Annotated in this window: 17 protein-coding genes; 11 read left to right on the plus strand and 6 right to left on the minus strand. The window is 65.5% G+C overall.

All coding sequences use genetic code 11. The features are described 5' to 3' along the window. Nucleotides 1-49 precede the first annotated feature (49 nt). Together GGQ90_RS08075 and GGQ90_RS08080 are read right to left on the minus strand one after the other, a co-directional pair. The gene (locus GGQ90_RS08075) at nt 50-1,228 is read right to left on the minus strand and encodes a glycosyltransferase (RefSeq protein WP_188081662.1); all 1,179 of its coding nucleotides are present in this window, start codon (nt 1,226-1,228) and stop codon (nt 50-52) included. 97 nt (nt 1,229-1,325) lie between these two features. Next, on the minus strand, nt 1,326-1,766 hold the full coding sequence (locus GGQ90_RS08080) for a hypothetical protein (protein WP_188081663.1): 441 nt from the start codon (nt 1,764-1,766) through the stop codon (nt 1,326-1,328). Nucleotides 1,767-1,865: 99 nt separating this feature from the next. On the opposite strand from GGQ90_RS08080, the gene GGQ90_RS08085 reads away from it, so the two are divergent. From GGQ90_RS08085 to phoB, 7 genes are all read left to right on the plus strand, one after another. Continuing rightward, on the plus strand, nt 1,866-3,119 hold the full coding sequence (locus GGQ90_RS08085; RefSeq protein WP_188081664.1) for an ATP-binding protein: 1,254 nt from the start codon (nt 1,866-1,868) through the stop codon (nt 3,117-3,119). Between the two features lie 143 nt (nt 3,120-3,262). Beyond that, nucleotides 3,263-4,315 (plus strand): substrate-binding domain-containing protein, encoded by a 1,053-nt coding sequence (locus GGQ90_RS08090; protein WP_188081665.1) that lies wholly within the window; start codon nt 3,263-3,265, stop codon nt 4,313-4,315. A gap of 7 nt (nt 4,316-4,322) precedes the next feature. After that, complete coding sequence (gene pstC / locus GGQ90_RS08095) at nt 4,323-5,717, plus strand: phosphate ABC transporter permease subunit PstC (protein ID WP_188081666.1); 1,395 nt, start codon at nt 4,323-4,325, stop codon at nt 5,715-5,717. A 124-nt stretch (nt 5,718-5,841) separates the two neighbouring features. Next, nucleotides 5,842-7,083 carry a phosphate ABC transporter permease PstA gene (gene pstA / locus GGQ90_RS08100; protein WP_188081667.1) on the plus strand — a complete coding sequence of 414 codons (1,242 nt, stop codon included), beginning with the start codon at nt 5,842-5,844 and terminating at the stop codon, nt 7,081-7,083. Between the two features lie 8 nt (nt 7,084-7,091). After that, nucleotides 7,092-7,880 (plus strand): phosphate ABC transporter ATP-binding protein PstB, encoded by a 789-nt coding sequence (gene pstB, locus GGQ90_RS08105; RefSeq protein WP_188081668.1) that lies wholly within the window; start codon nt 7,092-7,094, stop codon nt 7,878-7,880. Between the two features lie 17 nt (nt 7,881-7,897). After that, nucleotides 7,898-8,593, plus strand: coding sequence for a phosphate signaling complex protein PhoU (gene phoU, locus GGQ90_RS08110; RefSeq protein WP_188081669.1), 696 nt, complete (start codon nt 7,898-7,900; stop codon nt 8,591-8,593). Nucleotides 8,594-8,596: 3 nt separating this feature from the next. After that, on the plus strand, nt 8,597-9,295 hold the full coding sequence (gene phoB / locus GGQ90_RS08115; protein WP_188081670.1) for a phosphate regulon transcriptional regulator PhoB: 699 nt from the start codon (nt 8,597-8,599) through the stop codon (nt 9,293-9,295). Between the two features lie 148 nt (nt 9,296-9,443). Here phoB and GGQ90_RS08120 read toward each other — a convergent pair whose 3' ends face one another. Continuing rightward, complete coding sequence (locus GGQ90_RS08120; RefSeq protein ID WP_188081671.1) at nt 9,444-9,806, minus strand: DUF4214 domain-containing protein; 363 nt, start codon at nt 9,804-9,806, stop codon at nt 9,444-9,446. Nucleotides 9,807-9,851: 45 nt separating this feature from the next. Further along, the gene (gene def / locus GGQ90_RS08125; protein ID WP_188081672.1) at nt 9,852-10,382 is read right to left on the minus strand and encodes a peptide deformylase; all 531 of its coding nucleotides are present in this window, start codon (nt 10,380-10,382) and stop codon (nt 9,852-9,854) included. Between the two features lie 99 nt (nt 10,383-10,481). Here def and GGQ90_RS08130 point away from each other — a divergent pair, with 99 nt between their 5' ends. The 3 genes from GGQ90_RS08130 to GGQ90_RS08140 all read left to right on the plus strand — a co-directional run bounded on the left by GGQ90_RS08130 (nt 10,482) and on the right by GGQ90_RS08140 (nt 12,703). Beyond that, nucleotides 10,482-11,072, plus strand: coding sequence for a TetR family transcriptional regulator (locus GGQ90_RS08130; protein WP_188081673.1), 591 nt, complete (start codon nt 10,482-10,484; stop codon nt 11,070-11,072). A 78-nt stretch (nt 11,073-11,150) separates the two neighbouring features. After that, nucleotides 11,151-12,368, plus strand: coding sequence for an aromatic ring-hydroxylating oxygenase subunit alpha (locus GGQ90_RS08135; RefSeq protein ID WP_188081892.1), 1,218 nt, complete (start codon nt 11,151-11,153; stop codon nt 12,366-12,368). Continuing rightward, nucleotides 12,365-12,703 carry a hypothetical protein gene (locus tag GGQ90_RS08140; RefSeq protein WP_188081674.1) on the plus strand — a complete coding sequence of 113 codons (339 nt, stop codon included), beginning with the start codon at nt 12,365-12,367 and terminating at the stop codon, nt 12,701-12,703. Before GGQ90_RS08135 ends, GGQ90_RS08140 begins: the two co-directional genes overlap by 4 nt. A 48-nt stretch (nt 12,704-12,751) precedes the next feature. Here the strand turns inward: GGQ90_RS08140 and GGQ90_RS08145 are convergent, their stop codons facing one another. Together GGQ90_RS08145 and radA are read right to left on the minus strand one after the other, a co-directional pair. Continuing rightward, the gene (locus GGQ90_RS08145; RefSeq protein ID WP_188081675.1) at nt 12,752-13,276 is read right to left on the minus strand and encodes a CvpA family protein; all 525 of its coding nucleotides are present in this window, start codon (nt 13,274-13,276) and stop codon (nt 12,752-12,754) included. 10 nt (nt 13,277-13,286) lie between these two features. Beyond that, nucleotides 13,287-14,654: a DNA repair protein RadA gene (gene radA, locus GGQ90_RS08150; RefSeq protein ID WP_188081676.1), complete on the minus strand. Its 1,368-nt coding sequence runs from the start codon at nt 14,652-14,654 to the stop codon at nt 13,287-13,289. Nucleotides 14,655-14,760: 106 nt separating this feature from the next. On the opposite strand from radA, the gene GGQ90_RS08155 reads away from it, so the two are divergent. After that, on the plus strand, nt 14,761-15,462 hold the full coding sequence (locus GGQ90_RS08155) for an endonuclease/exonuclease/phosphatase family protein (protein ID WP_188081677.1): 702 nt from the start codon (nt 14,761-14,763) through the stop codon (nt 15,460-15,462). Nucleotides 15,463-15,495: the final 33 nt, after the last annotated feature.

Below are 15,495 nucleotides of genomic sequence, written 5' to 3' on the forward strand. Positions count from 1 at the left end.
GGCTCCCCTCTTGCCCTAAAGCCAAAAGGGTAGCCAAGTGCCTAACGCATCAGGGAAAGGCCTGCAGCGCCACGCCGACCGGAAGCTCCCGCGCGCCGACCGTCATCAGCGCGCGCATATAGGTGTCCAGCGCCCGGTCCAGCCCATGTTCGCGCACCGCCTGCGCCAGTTGCGCGGGCGGCGCCGGATGCTCCAGCGCCCACTCGATCGCGCGGGCAAAGCCATCGACATGGCCGACCGGCACCGGCGGATGCTGGCCGGCCGCGGCCAGCAGCGGATGGATATTACGGGTGCAATCGGTCGCCACCACGCCCGCGCCACAGCCCAGCGCCTCGATCATCGTGCCGGCCAGCCCTTCCCAGCAGGACGGCTGCAACAGCAGGTCCGCTTCGGCAAACAGGCTGGCCATGCGGTGCGGGCAATCGACGAAGCCCAGAAACTCGACCCGGTCCGACAGGCCCAGCCGCGCGCATTGCGCCTCCAGCTGCGCGCGCAGCGGCCCCTGCCCGACGATGCGGAGCCGCCAGTCCCGGTCCCGCAGTTGCGCCAGCGCGGCGAGCGCGGTCGCCTGGTCCTTCTGCGGCGCCAGCCGCCCGACCATCAGCAATTGTGCCGGGCGCTGCGGGCAACAGGCGGTGCCGCGATCGTTGCACGCCTGCTCCATCAGCCGGGTGACGGTGGGACGCGGCATCAGCCGCACGTCGCGGCCGCCAAACGGCCCTTCCTCGGCCAGCAATTGCCGATCGGTCTCGCCCATGACGATGGTCATGCTGCAGGCCCTGGCGATGGCGCGGAACCGCGTCTTGCGCGCCCAGGCGGACAGGCCCTGCTGCCCCGGCCGAACGATCGGGTTGGAAATGCGGCCGACCGCGCGGGTCTGCGTGCCCAGCGTCGCGGCGGCGACCAGCATGTTGCTCTGGTTGCCGGCCGAATAGATGACATCGGGCCGATGGCGCCGCACCATCGCGGCCAGCGGCAGGAATTGCGCGATCATCGACAGTCGCCGGACCCAGCGCGGCGCGCAGACACGGCGCACCGTCAGCGCCGGGTCGATCAGCCCGGCCAGCGGCCCGTCCAGATGCGCCAGCCACAATTCGACCCGCAGGCCGCGCCGATGGAGATGATTGGCGAGCTGGATGGCGACCCGGTCCAGGCCGCCGTCACCGGGGCGATAGAGATAGACGACCGCGAATGGAGAATGTGCCGCCACCTGGCGTGCATGGAACATGGTGTCGCCCTTGCGCTCGACGGAACTGTCGATGCTTCGACGCCGTCAACGCGGGCGACCCGTAATCGGTTCTTTCAGTTCGACGCAGCTTTAGGGCTTAGCGTGGCATTTGCAGCGATGCGAAACAGGTAAAGCCGCTCTGCCCCGACTGAAGACGGCGGATATAGTTCAGATAGGCCTGATTCTGCTCATAGCTGGTGCCCGGCAGCGGCCGGCCGCGCAGCGCCTGCTTGACCTGCTCGCCGGTATAGGTGCGCCCCGTCGCGGGGAAGGCGCCGGGCGTACCCGCCGGCACCATCTGGCCATTAGGGGCGATATAATTGCCCGACCGCGACGGATCAGGCACCGGAATGGTGCAGTTGAGGACCGAGGCGGCGGTATTCGCCAGCGCCGGGCGGATCGACACGATCGCCGATGCCGCGACGGCGCCACCCATCAACAGCTGGCGCCGCGATGGCGTTGCCAGATCGGGTGCGACAACATCGTTCGTCGCCTTCTCAGGCTCCACGCTTTCCTGTCCGGGGATCCGCTCGCTCATGTCACAATGTTCCGCTATCGCGCTTGCCAAAGCGTAAATATTGGGCGCTATTCCCTGTAGCCATCGCAGCAAATGCGCGCAAAATCCAGCACGGTAACCATGAATCGACTGACAATTTCACAGATTACGGCCTCGCTGGCCGTGCTTTTACTCGGCACTGGCGGCGCGCTGATTCTCGGCGGATCGCCGCTTGCCATCGCCTTGCCGGTACTGGCGGGGCTGATCGTCCTGGTCATCACGGCAGAAGCCGGGCCGGTCGGCCGTGATACGCCCACCATCGCGCTCGACGCGCCTGACCTGTTCGTCCATCCCGACTTCCCCGGCCTGCTGGAAGCGATCTCGGACCCGCTGATGCTGGTCGAGCGCGGCCGCATCGTTCAGGCCAACCACGCCGCCAAGCGCCTGCTCGGCAGTCATATCGAGGGCGAGGACGCCCGCATCGCCATCCGCCACCCGGCCGCCGCCGAACGGCTGGCCAGCGTAGCGCCACTCGCCGAACCGGTGATGATCGAACTGGTGGGCCTGGGCACCCGCGAACAACGCTGGCAGATGCGCATCGCCTCGGTAGGCGCAGTCGGCGACATGCGACGCCTCGTCCATCTGGTCGACCATAGCGGCACCTATGCCGCCGAGCGGATGCGCGTCGATTTCGTCGCCAATGCCAGCCATGAGCTGCGCACGCCGCTGGCCGGCATATTGGGCTTCATCGAAACGCTCGCCGACCCGGAACTGGGCAAGGATGTCGAGACTCGCAAGCGCTTCCTCATGATCATGGACGGCGAAGCGCGACGGATGCAGCGCCTGATCGACGATCTCATTTCCTTGAGCCGGATCGAGGCGGAGAAATATCGCCTGCCCGAAGCCGCCGTCGACCTGTCGGAACTGACCGCCGAAGTGGTCGGCGTGTTCCGCACCAGCAATGGTGATCGCGGTCGCGAGGTGGAGATGGATATCACCCCCGGCCTGCCCGCCATCCAGGGCGATCGCGCCCAGTTGTCGCAGTTGATCCACAACCTCATCGGCAATTCGGTCAAATATGGCCGCCCCGGCACGCCGATCCACGTCAATCTGGGCGAAGGCCCCAGCGGCATGGTACGCCTGTCGGTGGCGGACGAAGGCGAAGGCATCGGCCCCGATCATCTGCCCCGCCTGACCGAACGCTTCTATCGGGTCGATTCGGGACGCAGCCGGGCAATGGGCGGCACGGGCCTTGGTCTCGCCATCGTCAAACATATTGTCGAACGCCATCGCGGCCGGCTGGATATTTCCAGTGTTCTTGGAAAAGGCACTAATGTCAGCATCTTGCTGCCCGGCGCCCCCATCGACGGGAGCGCAGCCCGCGCCAAGGCGTAAGAAAATTTCACGCCAAAGACGCGATCCGGCCCCTATGTCATGAAAATGCAATCTGACTGTCACAAAGGCGCGATGGTCCGCGGCTAGGCGCCTCCTTGAGGGGCGCGACATTGCGAATCGCGGCCTGTTAGTTGGAGGTTCCCGTGAAGCAATTCGCCCTTTTCGCCGCGACCGCTGTGGCCGCCCTTTCGCTTGCCGGCTGCGGCGACCAGTCGGGCGGCGCTGGGGCAACCCGTGACCAGATCCGCGCGGTCGGTTCCTCCACCGTCTATCCCTTCGCCACCGCGGTTGCCGAACTGTTCGTGCAGGGCAATCCCGGCATGAAGTCGCCGATCATCGAATCGACCGGCACCGGCGGCGGCATGAAGCTGTTCTGCGCCGGCGTCGGCGCCCAGCATCCCGACATCGCCGATGCCTCGCGCCGGATGAAGAAGGCGGAGTTCGAGCAGTGCGCCGCCAACGGCGTCAAGGACATCATCGAGATCCAGGTCGGTGTCGACGGCCTCGCCTTCGCGGAATCCAAGCAAGGCCCCGGCCTGAAGCTCACCCCCAAGATCGTCTATGAGGCGCTGGCCGCCAATCCCTATGGCAAGGGTCCGAACAAGGCCCAGACCTGGAAGGACGTAGACCCCAGCCTGCCCGCGATCGCCATCTCCGTCTTCGGCCCGCCCTCGACCAGTGGCACCCGTGACTCGCTGGCCGAACTGATCCTGGAAAAAGGCTGCCAGAGCGACGAGGCGATGAAGGCGCTCAAGGAAAAGAGCGAGGACGAGTATAAGGCCACCTGCACCCGCATCCGCGAGGATGGCAAATATGTGGACTCGGGCGAGAATGACAATCTGATCGTCCAGAAGCTGGGTGCCAACCCGAACGCCGTCGGCGTCTTCGGCTTCAGCTTCCTGGAAGAAAATAAGGACACGCTCAAGGACGTGCCGATCAACGGCATCGAAGCCAGCTACGAAACCGTCTCGACTGGCCAGTATCCCGGCGCCCGCCCGCTCTACATCTATGTGAAGAAGGCGCATATGCAGGCGATCCGTGGCCTGCAGGGCTTCCTCGACACCTTCGCCGCCAACTGGAACCCCGACGGCGCGCTGACCAAGCGCGGCATGGTCGCGGCACCGGAAGACGTGCGCAAGAAGAGCGCGGAAATCGTCAAGTCGCTCACTGTCCTCGACGGTTCGCAGCTGAAGTAAGGGCATCATGACCGGTCCTGCAATCCTCCTGCTGCTGGCGGGCCTGGGCGCGATCGCCTGGGTCAGCGCTCGCGCCCGTGCGCTGCGCCTTTCCGGCGTGGCGCGCGCCAGCGGTCGCCGCGACGCGGTACACAGCCTGCCCGGCTATCATGGCTGGTATGTCGCGCTGTGGACGCTGATCCCGGCCGGCATCTTCCTGGCGGTCTGGGCAAATGTCTCGCCCGGCCTCGTCACCCAGTCGGTGCTGGGTGACCCGGCGGCGCAGAGCCTGCCGATGGACGGCTTCTCCCGCTCCGCCATCCTGGGCGAGGCGCGGGCGATCGCCACCGGCGCGCAGGCCGGCGCCTTCAACCCCGCCGCGCAGGCCCTGGTCGAACCCTATCGCACCGCGCTCAGCCATTATGGCCTGGCCGGCGCGGTGCTGGCGCTGGTGCTCGCCTTTGCCGGCGGCGCCTATGCCTTCACCCGTGTCCGTCCCGATTTCCGCGCCCGCACCCGGGTCGAGCGGCTGGTCATGGCGACGCTGCTGATCGCCTCGTTGCTGGCGATCATCACCACGCTCGGCATCGTCGCCTCGCTATTGTGGGAAAGCTTCCGCTTCTTCTCGATGGTGAACCCGATCGACTTCCTGTTCGGCACCAAATGGAGCCCGCAGTCGGCCGCCATGGGCTATGGCAATGAGGATGCGTTCGGCGCGGTGCCGCTCTTCTGGGGCACGATCTTCATCGGCGCGATCATCGCCATGATCGTCGCCATCCCGCTCGGCCTGATGAGCGCCATCTACCTGACCCAATATGCCAGCCCGACGGTCCGCAAGTGGATGAAGCCGACGCTGGAGATGCTCGCAGGCGTCCCCACCGTCGTCTATGGCTATTTCGCCGCGCTCACCATTGCGCCGGCGCTGCGCGACTTTGCCGTGATGATCGGCATCCATGGCGCTTCTTCCGAAAGCGCGCTGGCCGCTGGCCTCGTCATGGGCGTGATGATCATCCCGTTCGTCTCCTCCATGGCCGATGACAGCATCGCCGCCGTGCCGCAGTCGATGCGCGACGGCAGCCTGGCGATGGGCGCCACCACCAGCGAGACGATCAGCCGCGTGCTGATCCCGGCCGCCCTGCCCGGCGTCGTCGGCGGCGTGCTGCTCGCCGTCAGCCGCGCCATCGGCGAGACGATGATCGTGGTGATGGCCGCCGGCCTTGCTGCCAACCTCACCCTCAACCCCTTTGCCAGCGTGACCACGGTGACGACCCAGATCGTCCAGTTGCTGACCGGCGACCAGGAGTTTGACAGCGCCAAGACGCTTGCCGCCTTCGCGCTCGGCCTGGTTCTGTTCATCGTCACCCTGCTGCTCAACATCGTGGCCCTGCGGGTCGTGAAGAAATATCGCGAGGCTTACGAATGAGCCCGAACATCCCAATTCCGTTCGGGCTGAGCCTGTCGAAGCCCTCCACTGAGCGAAGCGAAGTAGCTTCGCGTCGCTCAGCCCTGCCCTTCGACTTCGCTCAGGGCGAACGGGGAATGAAACGATGAGTGCCAAGAACCCCACCGACTGGAAGTCGGACGCCATGCGCAAACGGATCGCCCGGCGCTATGCCGCCGAACGTCGCTTCAAGGCGGCGGGCTTGCTCGCCGTGGCGCTCAGCGCCGCCTTCCTCGCCTTCCTGCTCTTCACCATGGTCGGCAACGGCATGCGCGGCTTCACCCGCACGGAAATCGCCCTCAAGGTCGATTTCCCCGCCTCGCCGCTGCTGCTCGACCCGGCCAACATCACCGACGAGGCACTGGCCAACGCCAATCTGCCGATGGTGACCAGCGCTGTCGCGCAGAAGACATTGGGCAAGGATGCCGACGCGCTGATCTCGCCGAGCGCCTGGATCTCGATCCGTGACGCGATCAAGGCCGATCCGAAGATCCTGAGCCGCACCGAGACGATCGACGTGCCCGCCGCGACCGCGATCGACCTCGCCGCCAAGAGTAAGGGCACGCCCGAAGCCGAGGTTCAGGTCGCGCGCCTGCGTCAGGCCGGCCTGCTCGCCACCGGTATCAACTGGGGCTTCCTGACCGCCAGCGACGGCACCGATCCGACCCAGGTCGGCATCTGGGGCGCGTTCAAGGGGTCGCTGCTGACCATGCTCGTGACCCTGCTGCTCAGCTTCCCGATCGGCGTCGCCACGGCGCTCTATCTGGAGGAATATGCCCGCAAGAGCTGGTGGACCGACATCATCGAAGTGTCGATCAACAATCTGGCGGCCGTGCCCTCGATCATCTTCGGCCTGCTCGGCCTGTCGATCTTCCTCAACCTGCTCCAGCTTCCCCGCTCGGCCGCACTGGTCGGCGGCATGACGCTGGCGCTGATGACCATGCCGGTCATCGTCATCGCCGGCCGCAACGCGATCAAGTCGGTGCCGCCCAGCATCCGCGACGCCGCGCTCGGCATCGGCGCCTCGCCGGTCCAGGTCGTGTTCCAGCATGTGCTGCCGCTGGCCCTGCCCGGCATCCTCACCGGCACCATCATCGGCATGGCCCGCGCGCTCGGCGAAACCGCTCCGCTGCTGATGATCGGCATGCGCGCCTTCATTGCCACGCCGCCTGGCGGCATCGTCGATCCGGCCACCGTTCTGCCGGTGCAGATCTTCCTCTGGTCGGATGAAGTCTCCAAGGGCTTCGTCGAAAAGACCTCGGCCGCCATCATCGTCCTGCTGGCCTTCCTGCTCGCGATGAACGGCCTCGCCATCTACCTGCGCAACAAGTTTGAAAAACGGTGGTAATCACACCCATGACCGAAGAACAGCAAAGCCTGGCCATTGCCAATCCGAAGATGACGGCCCGTGACGTCAAGGTCTTCTATGGCGAGAAGCAGGCGATCAAGGGCGTCTCGATCGACGTCGACATGGACCATGTCACCGCCTTCATCGGCCCGTCGGGCTGCGGCAAATCGACCTTCCTGCGGACGCTGAACCGCATGAACGACACCGTTGCCTCCGCCCGGGTCGAAGGGCAGATCACGCTCGATGGCGAAGATATCTACGCCCCCTCGATGGACGTGGTGCAGCTGCGCGCGCGGGTCGGCATGGTGTTCCAGAAGCCCAATCCCTTCCCCAAGTCGATCTACGAGAATATCGCCTATGGCCCCCGCATCCACGGCCTGGCGGCGGGCAAGGCGGACATGGACGTGATCGTGGAAAAGTCGCTGCGCCGCGCCGGTCTGTGGGACGAGGTCAAGGATCGGCTCAACGACAGCGGCACCGCCTTGTCGGGCGGCCAGCAGCAGCGCCTGTGCATCGGCCGCGCCATCGCGGTCGAACCCGAAGTCATCCTGATGGACGAGCCCTGCTCGGCGCTCGACCCGATCGCCACCGCCAAGATCGAGGAACTGATCCACGAACTGCGCGGCCGTTACGGCATCGTCATCGTCACCCACAACATGCAGCAGGCCGCGCGCGTGTCGCAGCGCACCGCCTTCTTCCACCTGGGCGAACTGGTCGAATATGGCGTGACGAGCGACATCTTCACCAACCCGCGCCAGGAGCGGACCAAGGACTATATCACCGGTCGCTACGGCTGATCGGGGGGAGAAGAAACATGGCTGAACATACGATCAAGGCATTTGACGAGGAAATCGACCGGCTGCGCGGCCTGATCGCCGAAATGGGCGGTCGCGCGGAAGCCGCGATCGAGAATGCGATGCTGGCGCTGCAGCGTCAGGACCAGCGCCTCGCCGCCGAAGTGGTCGCCGACGACAAGCGCATCGATGCCCTCGAAGCGGAAGTCGAAAAGCTGGTGGTGCAGATCATCGCCCTGCGCGCGCCCATGGCCAATGATCTGCGCGATGTGATCGCCGCCTTGAAGATCGTCAGCGTGGTCGAGCGGATCGGCGACTATGCCAAGAATATCGCCAAGCGCGTGCCGCTGATCGCCGCCAATCAGCACAAGCTGGAACCGGTGTCGCTGCTGCCCTCCATGGGCCAGGTCGCGGGCGAGATGGTTCAGGACGCCCTGAACGCCTTCGCCGCGCGCGACGCCGAACTGGCGCTGGCGGTGGTGGAGCGCGACCAGGTCGTCGATGATTTCTACGACAGCGTCTTCCGCACGCTGGTCACCTACATGGTCGAAAATCCCAAGACGATCAGCGAGTGCGCGCACCTGCTGTTCATCGCCAAGAATATCGAACGCATCGGTGACCATGCGACCAATGTCGCGGAAATGGTCTATTATGCCGCCACGGGCCAGACCCTGCCCGAACGCGAACGCGGCGGCACCCAGCAGCAGGAGAATTAAGGCATGGCGCGGGCGAAGATGCTGCTGGTGGAGGATGACGCGGCGCTGGCCGAACTGCTCATCTGGCATTTCAAGCGTGAGGATTTCGAGGTCGCCCATACCGTCGATGGCGAGGAAGCGCTGCTGATGGCGCAGGAAAACACGCCCGACATCGTCCTGCTCGACTGGATGGTCGAAAGCCTGTCGGGGATCGAGGTCTGTCGTCGCCTGCGCCGCATGAACGGCACCGCCAATGTGCCGATCATCATGCTCACCGCGCGCGGCGAGGAAGAAGATCGCGTGCGCGGCCTGGAAACCGGCGCCGACGACTATGTCACCAAGCCCTTCTCCCCGCGCGAACTGGTCGCCCGCGTCGGCGCGGTGCTGCGTCGCGTCCGCCCGGCGCTGGCCGGCGAGACGCTGACCTTCGCCGATGTCGAGATGGACACGGTCGGCCACAAGGTCCGCCGCGGCGGCCAGGTCATCCCGCTCGGCCCCACCGAGTTCCGCCTGCTCAAGCATTTCCTGGAGCATCCCGGCTGGGTCTTCTCGCGCGAACGATTGCTCGACAGCGTCTGGGGCCAGGACAGCGACATCGAACTGCGCACCGTGGACGTCCATATCCGCCGCCTGCGCAAGGCGATCAATGTCGACGGTCGCCACGACATCATCCGCACCGTCCGCTCGGCCGGCTATGCGCTGGACACTGACGGCATGGCCTGACCCTCGCGGCCATCGCGGACCAGAAAAAAACCTCCCCGGCACACCGCCTGGGGAGGTTTTTCTTTGTTCACTGCCAGTCGTCCACGTCCGATCTAAAACCGATCAATTACGCACTCAGCAGAAGCTCAGATAAAAGCAAGAATTCCGATCACAGCGCGCCTGGCAAGGTCCGTGCCTCGGATTGGGTCTGAAACCATCTGTAGATCGGCCCTATAACCGGTATCCGCTCCAATTTCTCTTGCTGGATGGCACTGTCCAGCCCCTGCAGCTGGGCATCGAACACACGTCCTTCCGCCGAGAGTTTGAGCTGTTTCAGAACACTGATTTTGCTCTTCCCCTCATCCATCCGGCGAAGATAGAAGGCCAGCCCTTCGGGATCGACGGGACGACCCAGCATGGTAACATAGGCCCAGCGGACGAAAGCCTCGCTGTCCATGGCAAGAAGCTGCTGCAATGATGCCGATGGAACGGTCGATCGTGCAACGGGTGATATGGAATCGCGATTCGGCATAAGCTGTCCCCTGTAGGGAACAACTTATGCCGACAATCGGAAGACTCAAGCGGCCTTGCGCGCCTTGCTGAGCTTCTTGAGCAGCATGTCGCGCTTCAGGCGCGACAGATGGTCGATGAACAGCACGCCTTCAAGATGGTCGATCTCATGCTGCAGGCAGGTGGCGAGCAGCCCTTCCAGTTGTTCCTCATGGATGCGACCGTCGCGGTCCATCCAGCTGGCCCGGATCACCGCCGGCCGCTCCACCTCGGCAAACTGGTCTGGCACCGACAGACAGCCTTCATTATAGGCCGACTGTTCCTCGGATTCCTTCAATATCTCCGGATTGATGAACACCATCGGCTTCTTGACCGGCGGCGCGTCTTCCTCATCCGATTCCGGCTCCTGCAGATCCATCACCAGGATGCGTTTGGGCACGCCCACCTGGATCGCGGCCAGGCCGATGCCCGGCGCGTCATACATGGTGTCGAACATGTCGTCGATCAGACGCTGCAGATCGTCGTCGATCGCCTCTACAGGGGTCGATATGGTACGCAGGCGCGGATCGGGCGCCTCAAGGATCGGAAGAATGGCCATGGCGGAAACATAGGCGGAACGGGGGAAAAGTTCAAGCGAGACGGGCATCCGTCCACGCGCCGCTTGCCGCCCCGCCCGGCCGGGTCTAGGCGAAGGGGCGTGACCGACGAAACCGCACAGCAGCGCCGCTACAAATCCTTCGAGGATACCCACCAGATGCTGATCGAGCAGGCGGTCGGGCTGATCGCCGATCGCGGCATCGATGCGCTGTCCCTCTCCGCGCTTGCCCGCGCCGCGGGGGTCAACCGCACCACTATCTATTATCATTTCACCGATCGTGACGCCCTGGTCGCGGCGGTAAAGCTCTGGTCATCGCAGCAGATCGTCGCCGCCTTCCGCCCGGAACTGCCGCGCCAGGCACGGATCGACTATGTCACCCGCTTCGTGCTCGACAATCCCGCCATCATGTCGCTGTGGATCGAGGATTTCATCGCGCCCGGCGACATCCGCGCCAGCTATCCGCATTGGGACGCCCTGGTATCGGGCATCGGCACCAGCCTTGCCGTCGCCTTCCCCGACGAGCCGATCGACGCCGAAGTCTATTGCGTGATGCTGCTCACCAGCGCGCTGATCGGCCCGCGCGTCTTTCGCCATCGCGTCGCCCCCGATCTCGACACCGAAGCCACCATCGCCCGCTTCCGCCAGGAACAGCAGCGGGTGCTGCGCCGGGATGGCATCGCCGACGACTGATACAATTTACAACAATAGTGTTGCAAATTTAGGTTGCCCCGCTCATGCTGTCGAAAAGACAGACAGCGGAGAGCGATGATGCACGGCGAACGGCCCGGCTTTCAGGGCATGAGCGACGACAGTCTGGCCTGGCTCGGCACCGCGCCGATCCCCGCCGCCCCTTATCATGATCCGGCCTGGTTCGAGCTGGAACGGGAAGCGGTGTTCCGCCGCTCCTGGCTTCAGGTCGGCCATATCTGCGAACTGCCCGACAGCGGCAGCTTCATCCGCCGCGAGATCGAGGCACTCAATGTGTCGCTGCTGATCGTGCGCGGCCGCGATGGCGAGATTCGCGCCTTCCACAATGTCTGCACCCATCGCGGCACCCAGCTGGTCGAGGAGGAAAGCGGCCGGCGCGGCACCTTCTCATGCCCCTATCATCGCTGGTCCTTCGGCACCGATGGCGCATTGCTCGCCGCCCCCGATTTCGAGCGTTTCTTCATCGACAAGGCCGACTGTGCCCTGCCCCGCGTCGCGCTCGACATCTGCGGCGGGCTGATCTTCGTCCATCTCGGCACGCCGGACAAAGGCTTGCGCGACGATCTTGGCCCCTATGCGACGATGCTCGACGGCTTCCCGGCGGCGCAGGCCACGACCTTCTCCGAATATGTCTATGAGATCGACGCCAACTGGAAACTGACCTACGACAATTTCCAGGAGAATTACCATCTCCGCTTCATCCATCCCCGCTCCGGCGCACCGGCCGTGGGCGAGGATAATCCGTTCGGCTATCCGGTGAAGATGGGCTTTCACGGCCCCCACCGCACCCAGACGATCTGGACCAATCCCGATCCCGCACCCAAGCCGGTGCAGGCGCAATCCTTCGGCCGCGCCGCCCGCTTCGCCATGGCCGACGGCACCGCCGGCCCGCACAGCCGCGACTATCTCGCGCTGTTTCCCAATTTCTTCATCCTGGGCTCGCCGGCCCAGCCTTTCTCCCACACCGTCTGGCCGATCGACGCGCGCCGCTCGCGGGGCGTGATCCGCCTCTACTGGCAGGGCGAGGATGACTGCGCCAGCCGCCGCTACGCCCGCGAATATGCCATGGCCAGCGCCCGCGACATCCATGCCGAGGATCGCGACGTGATCGAGGCGGGGCAGCGCGGCCTCAACAGCGGCGCGCTCAAACATATCCATTTCCAGGCGCAGGAGGCGCTCTGCCGCCACCTCTTCAACGCCGTCGACGAACGGGTGCAGGCTTGGCGTGCCGAACGCACCGGCACCACGCCCGTTGCGCGCGCGGAGGCAATTGCATGACCGCTCTCCTCCCCGCCGCCTTCGAGGCACTGGTCCCCTTTGCCGATCGCTGGGTGATCGACGGATCGATCGCCCGTGCCGCCCGGCGCGGCGATGCCGACCCGGCCGACCGCGCGGCCTTCTTCACGGCGGCCGCGCCCCTGCTCGACGCCGCCCTCGCCCATCTCGACCGCTACCCGATCGACACCCTGCCGCAGGCAGAACAGCGGTTGATGGACATGATGCTGACCCTCGCCCATGTCTCGCTGACCGAGGAGATATTGGGCGATCAGGAACCCGCCCACGCCCGCCAACGCCAGTCGATGCGCATCACCCGCAGTCCGGCCGGCGCTTGAGAGCGGCAAGTTCGCCAGCACCAGGGGCAACCGGTCTGGCCTGTTTCCTTACTCCGGCGGGTCGGGTTCGGCCGGTTTCTGCGCCCTTTGTTCGTCGACAAATTCGCTGATCGCCTTGCCGCTGGCGTTGAGCAGCGGATAGGTGCGGGCATCGGACAGCCAGTCGGGGCGGCGCGCGCCGCTGCCGTAGAAGGTGTCGTAGACAAGGCTGAAGGCAAGGAAGATCAGGGTCGCGCCAATCAGCCCCTTGATCGCGCCAAAGCCGCCGCCCAGCACCCGGTCGATCGGGCCGAGCACCGACTGGCGGGTGCGCTGGCCGATCGCGCGGGCGAGCAGCTTGCCCGCACCGAAGGTGACGGCGAAGATCAGGAAGAAGGCCAGCACCGCCGCGCCGCTTTCGCTGCCGACGAAGCTGGTCAGCAATTCTGTGACGGACGCATGGAACAGGCTGATCGCGAAAATGCCCGCGACCCAGGCGATCAGCGACAGGGTTTCGGTCACGAACCCGCGCAGCAGGCCGAATATGGCGCAACCACCGATGAGGAGGAGGACGAGGATATCGACGGCGTTCATGCCGCGCTGGCTATCCGCGACCGAGCATCTGGTCAACCAGCTGTGCAAGCGTGCGGAAGCCGCTGACCGAAATCCCCTTCACTCCGTCCGCGCCGGACGCCGGCACGAAGGCGCGGTTGAAGCCCAGTTTCGCCGATTCACGGAGCCGCAGCGGCGTGTGCGAGACCGGCCTGATCTCGCTCGACAGCGCAACCTCGCCGAACAGCACGACATCGGCGGGCACCGGTCGTTCAGACAAAGCCGACATCAGGGCGGCGGCGACGGCGAGGTCAGCGGCCGGATCGGACAGGCGATAGCCGCCCGCGACATTGAGATAGACTTCGCAGGTCGAGAAACTGAGGCCGCAGCGCGCCTCCAGCACGGCCAGGATCATCGCCAGCCGGCCGCTGTCCCAGCCGACCACCGCGCGCCGGGGCGTCGCCCCGCTCGACAGCCGCACCACCAGCGCCTGAATCTCGACCAGCACCGGCCGCGTCCCTTCCAGCGCGGGGAAGACGGTGGCGCCCGTCACCGTCTCGTCGCGATTGGTGAGGAACAAGGCGGACGGATTGGCGACCTCCTCCAGCCCTTCGGCAACCATCGAGAAGACGCCGATCTCGTCGGTGCCGCCGAAGCGGTTCTTGATTGCGCGCAGGATGCGATATTGGTGGCTGCGCTCACCCTCGAACGCCAGCACCGTGTCGACCATATGTTCCAGCACGCGCGGGCCGGCGATGCTGCCATCCTTGGTGACATGACCGACCAGGATCAACGCGGTGCCGCGCTGCTTGGCGAATTTGATCAGTTCCTGGCTCGACGCGCGCACCTGGCTGACGGTGCCGGGCGCGCCCTCGATCAGGTCGCTGTGCATGGTCTGGATCGAATCGATGATGAGCAGGGCTGGCGGCACGCCGTCGCTCAGCGTCGTGAGGATATCGCGCACCGATGTCGCGCTCGCCAGTTGCACCGGGGCGTTGCCAAGGCCGAGGCGCTGGGCGCGCAGCCGCACTTGATCCGACGCCTCCTCGCCGCTGATATAGGCGACGGTCAGCCCGCGCGCGGCGACCCGCGCCGCCGCCTGCAGCAGCAGGGTAGACTTGCCGATGCCCGGATCGCCACCGATCAGCGTGGCCGACCCCGGCACGATGCCACCGCCCAGCGCCCGGTCGAACTCGGCGATACCGGTGCTGGTCCGGGGTGGCAGTTCCACCTTGCTGTCGAGGCCGACCAGCGTGATCGCCCGGCCGCCGCCCTGCAGGTCATGCCGGGCGGAAAAGACGGTCTCGGCCGCTTCCTCGACGATGCTGTTCCATTCGCCGCAGTCATCGCACTGCCCCTGCCACCGGCCGGAGGCGGTGCCGCATTGCTGACAGACGAATTTGCGCTTTGCCTTGGCCATATCTTTCATCTCCGAACGGCACTTATTTAACTCTTGAGAAGGGAACATTTCAAGAACGATGATCGCCCCACTGGAAACATAGCGATGGCTGGCGCATTGAAGGAAGATGTCCGCCACGATCCGCGTCGCCAGCTATAATATCCGCAAGGCCATCGGCACCGACCGCCGCCGCTCGCCCGAGCGGGTGATCGACGTGCTGAACGAGGTGGATGCCGACATCATCGCGTTGCAGGAGGCAGACCGGCGCTTTGGCATCCGCCATGCCGCTATCCCGCCACTGCTGCTCGACAGCCAGAGCGGCTACAAGCCGGTGCCGCTCAACGTCCAGACCGATAGCATGGGCTGGCACGGCAATGCCATCATCGTGCGGAAAGAGGCGGAGGTCGCCGCCTATGACGTGCTGCACCTGCCCTGCCTGGAGCCGCGCGGCGCGACCATGGCGGAGGTCGCGATCAAGGGTGCGACCCTGCGCGTGTTCGGCATGCATCTCGACCTGTCGGGGCTGTGGCGGCGCAAGCAGGCCGCGGCGGTGATCCATGCCGCGGCGCAGGGGCATGCCCTGCCGACGGTGCTGATGGGCGATCTCAACGAATGGAGCGCCGAGCGCGGCTGCCTGGCCGACTTTGCCCGCCATTACAGCTTCGCGCCCTGCGGCCGCAGCTTCCACGCCCGCCGCCCGGTCGCCCGGCTCGACCGGATCATGCATTGCGGCCGCATCCGCCTGGTCGACAGCGGCGTCCACGAAAGCGCCGCTGCCCGCAAGGCATCGGACCATCTGCCGATCTGGGCGGAGTTCCGGCTGGGGTGAATGCGGGCGCGTGTTGGGGATGGCTGAGGGTCT

It is taken from the genome of Sphingobium scionense, assembly GCF_014197035.1.
Classification (GTDB): domain Bacteria; phylum Pseudomonadota; class Alphaproteobacteria; order Sphingomonadales; family Sphingomonadaceae; genus Sphingobium; species Sphingobium scionense.

Excerpts from the sequence above, each read along its gene's own strand:
- GGQ90_RS08075 (WP_188081662.1), bottom strand. The coding sequence starts at position 1,228 with ATGTTCCATGCACGCCAGGTGGCGGCACATTCTCCATTCGCGGTCGTC.
- GGQ90_RS08080 (WP_188081663.1), bottom strand. The coding sequence starts at position 1,766 with ATGAGCGAGCGGATCCCCGGACAGGAAAGCGTGGAGCCTGAGAAGGCG.
- GGQ90_RS08085 (WP_188081664.1), top strand. The coding sequence starts at position 1,866 with ATGAATCGACTGACAATTTCACAGATTACGGCCTCGCTGGCCGTGCTT.
- pstC (WP_188081666.1), top strand. The coding sequence starts at position 4,323 with ATGACCGGTCCTGCAATCCTCCTGCTGCTGGCGGGCCTGGGCGCGATC.
- pstA (WP_188081667.1), top strand. The coding sequence starts at position 5,842 with ATGAGTGCCAAGAACCCCACCGACTGGAAGTCGGACGCCATGCGCAAA.
- pstB (WP_188081668.1), top strand. The coding sequence starts at position 7,092 with ATGACCGAAGAACAGCAAAGCCTGGCCATTGCCAATCCGAAGATGACG.
- phoU (WP_188081669.1), top strand. The coding sequence starts at position 7,898 with ATGGCTGAACATACGATCAAGGCATTTGACGAGGAAATCGACCGGCTG.
- phoB (WP_188081670.1), top strand. The coding sequence starts at position 8,597 with ATGGCGCGGGCGAAGATGCTGCTGGTGGAGGATGACGCGGCGCTGGCC.
- GGQ90_RS08120 (WP_188081671.1), bottom strand. The coding sequence starts at position 9,806 with ATGCCGAATCGCGATTCCATATCACCCGTTGCACGATCGACCGTTCCA.
- def (WP_188081672.1), bottom strand. The coding sequence starts at position 10,382 with ATGGCCATTCTTCCGATCCTTGAGGCGCCCGATCCGCGCCTGCGTACC.
- GGQ90_RS08135 (WP_188081892.1), top strand. The coding sequence starts at position 11,151 with ATGCACGGCGAACGGCCCGGCTTTCAGGGCATGAGCGACGACAGTCTG.
- GGQ90_RS08140 (WP_188081674.1), top strand. The coding sequence starts at position 12,365 with ATGACCGCTCTCCTCCCCGCCGCCTTCGAGGCACTGGTCCCCTTTGCC.
- GGQ90_RS08145 (WP_188081675.1), bottom strand. The coding sequence starts at position 13,276 with ATGAACGCCGTCGATATCCTCGTCCTCCTCCTCATCGGTGGTTGCGCC.
- radA (WP_188081676.1), bottom strand. The coding sequence starts at position 14,654 with ATGGCCAAGGCAAAGCGCAAATTCGTCTGTCAGCAATGCGGCACCGCC.
- GGQ90_RS08155 (WP_188081677.1), top strand. The coding sequence starts at position 14,761 with ATGTCCGCCACGATCCGCGTCGCCAGCTATAATATCCGCAAGGCCATC.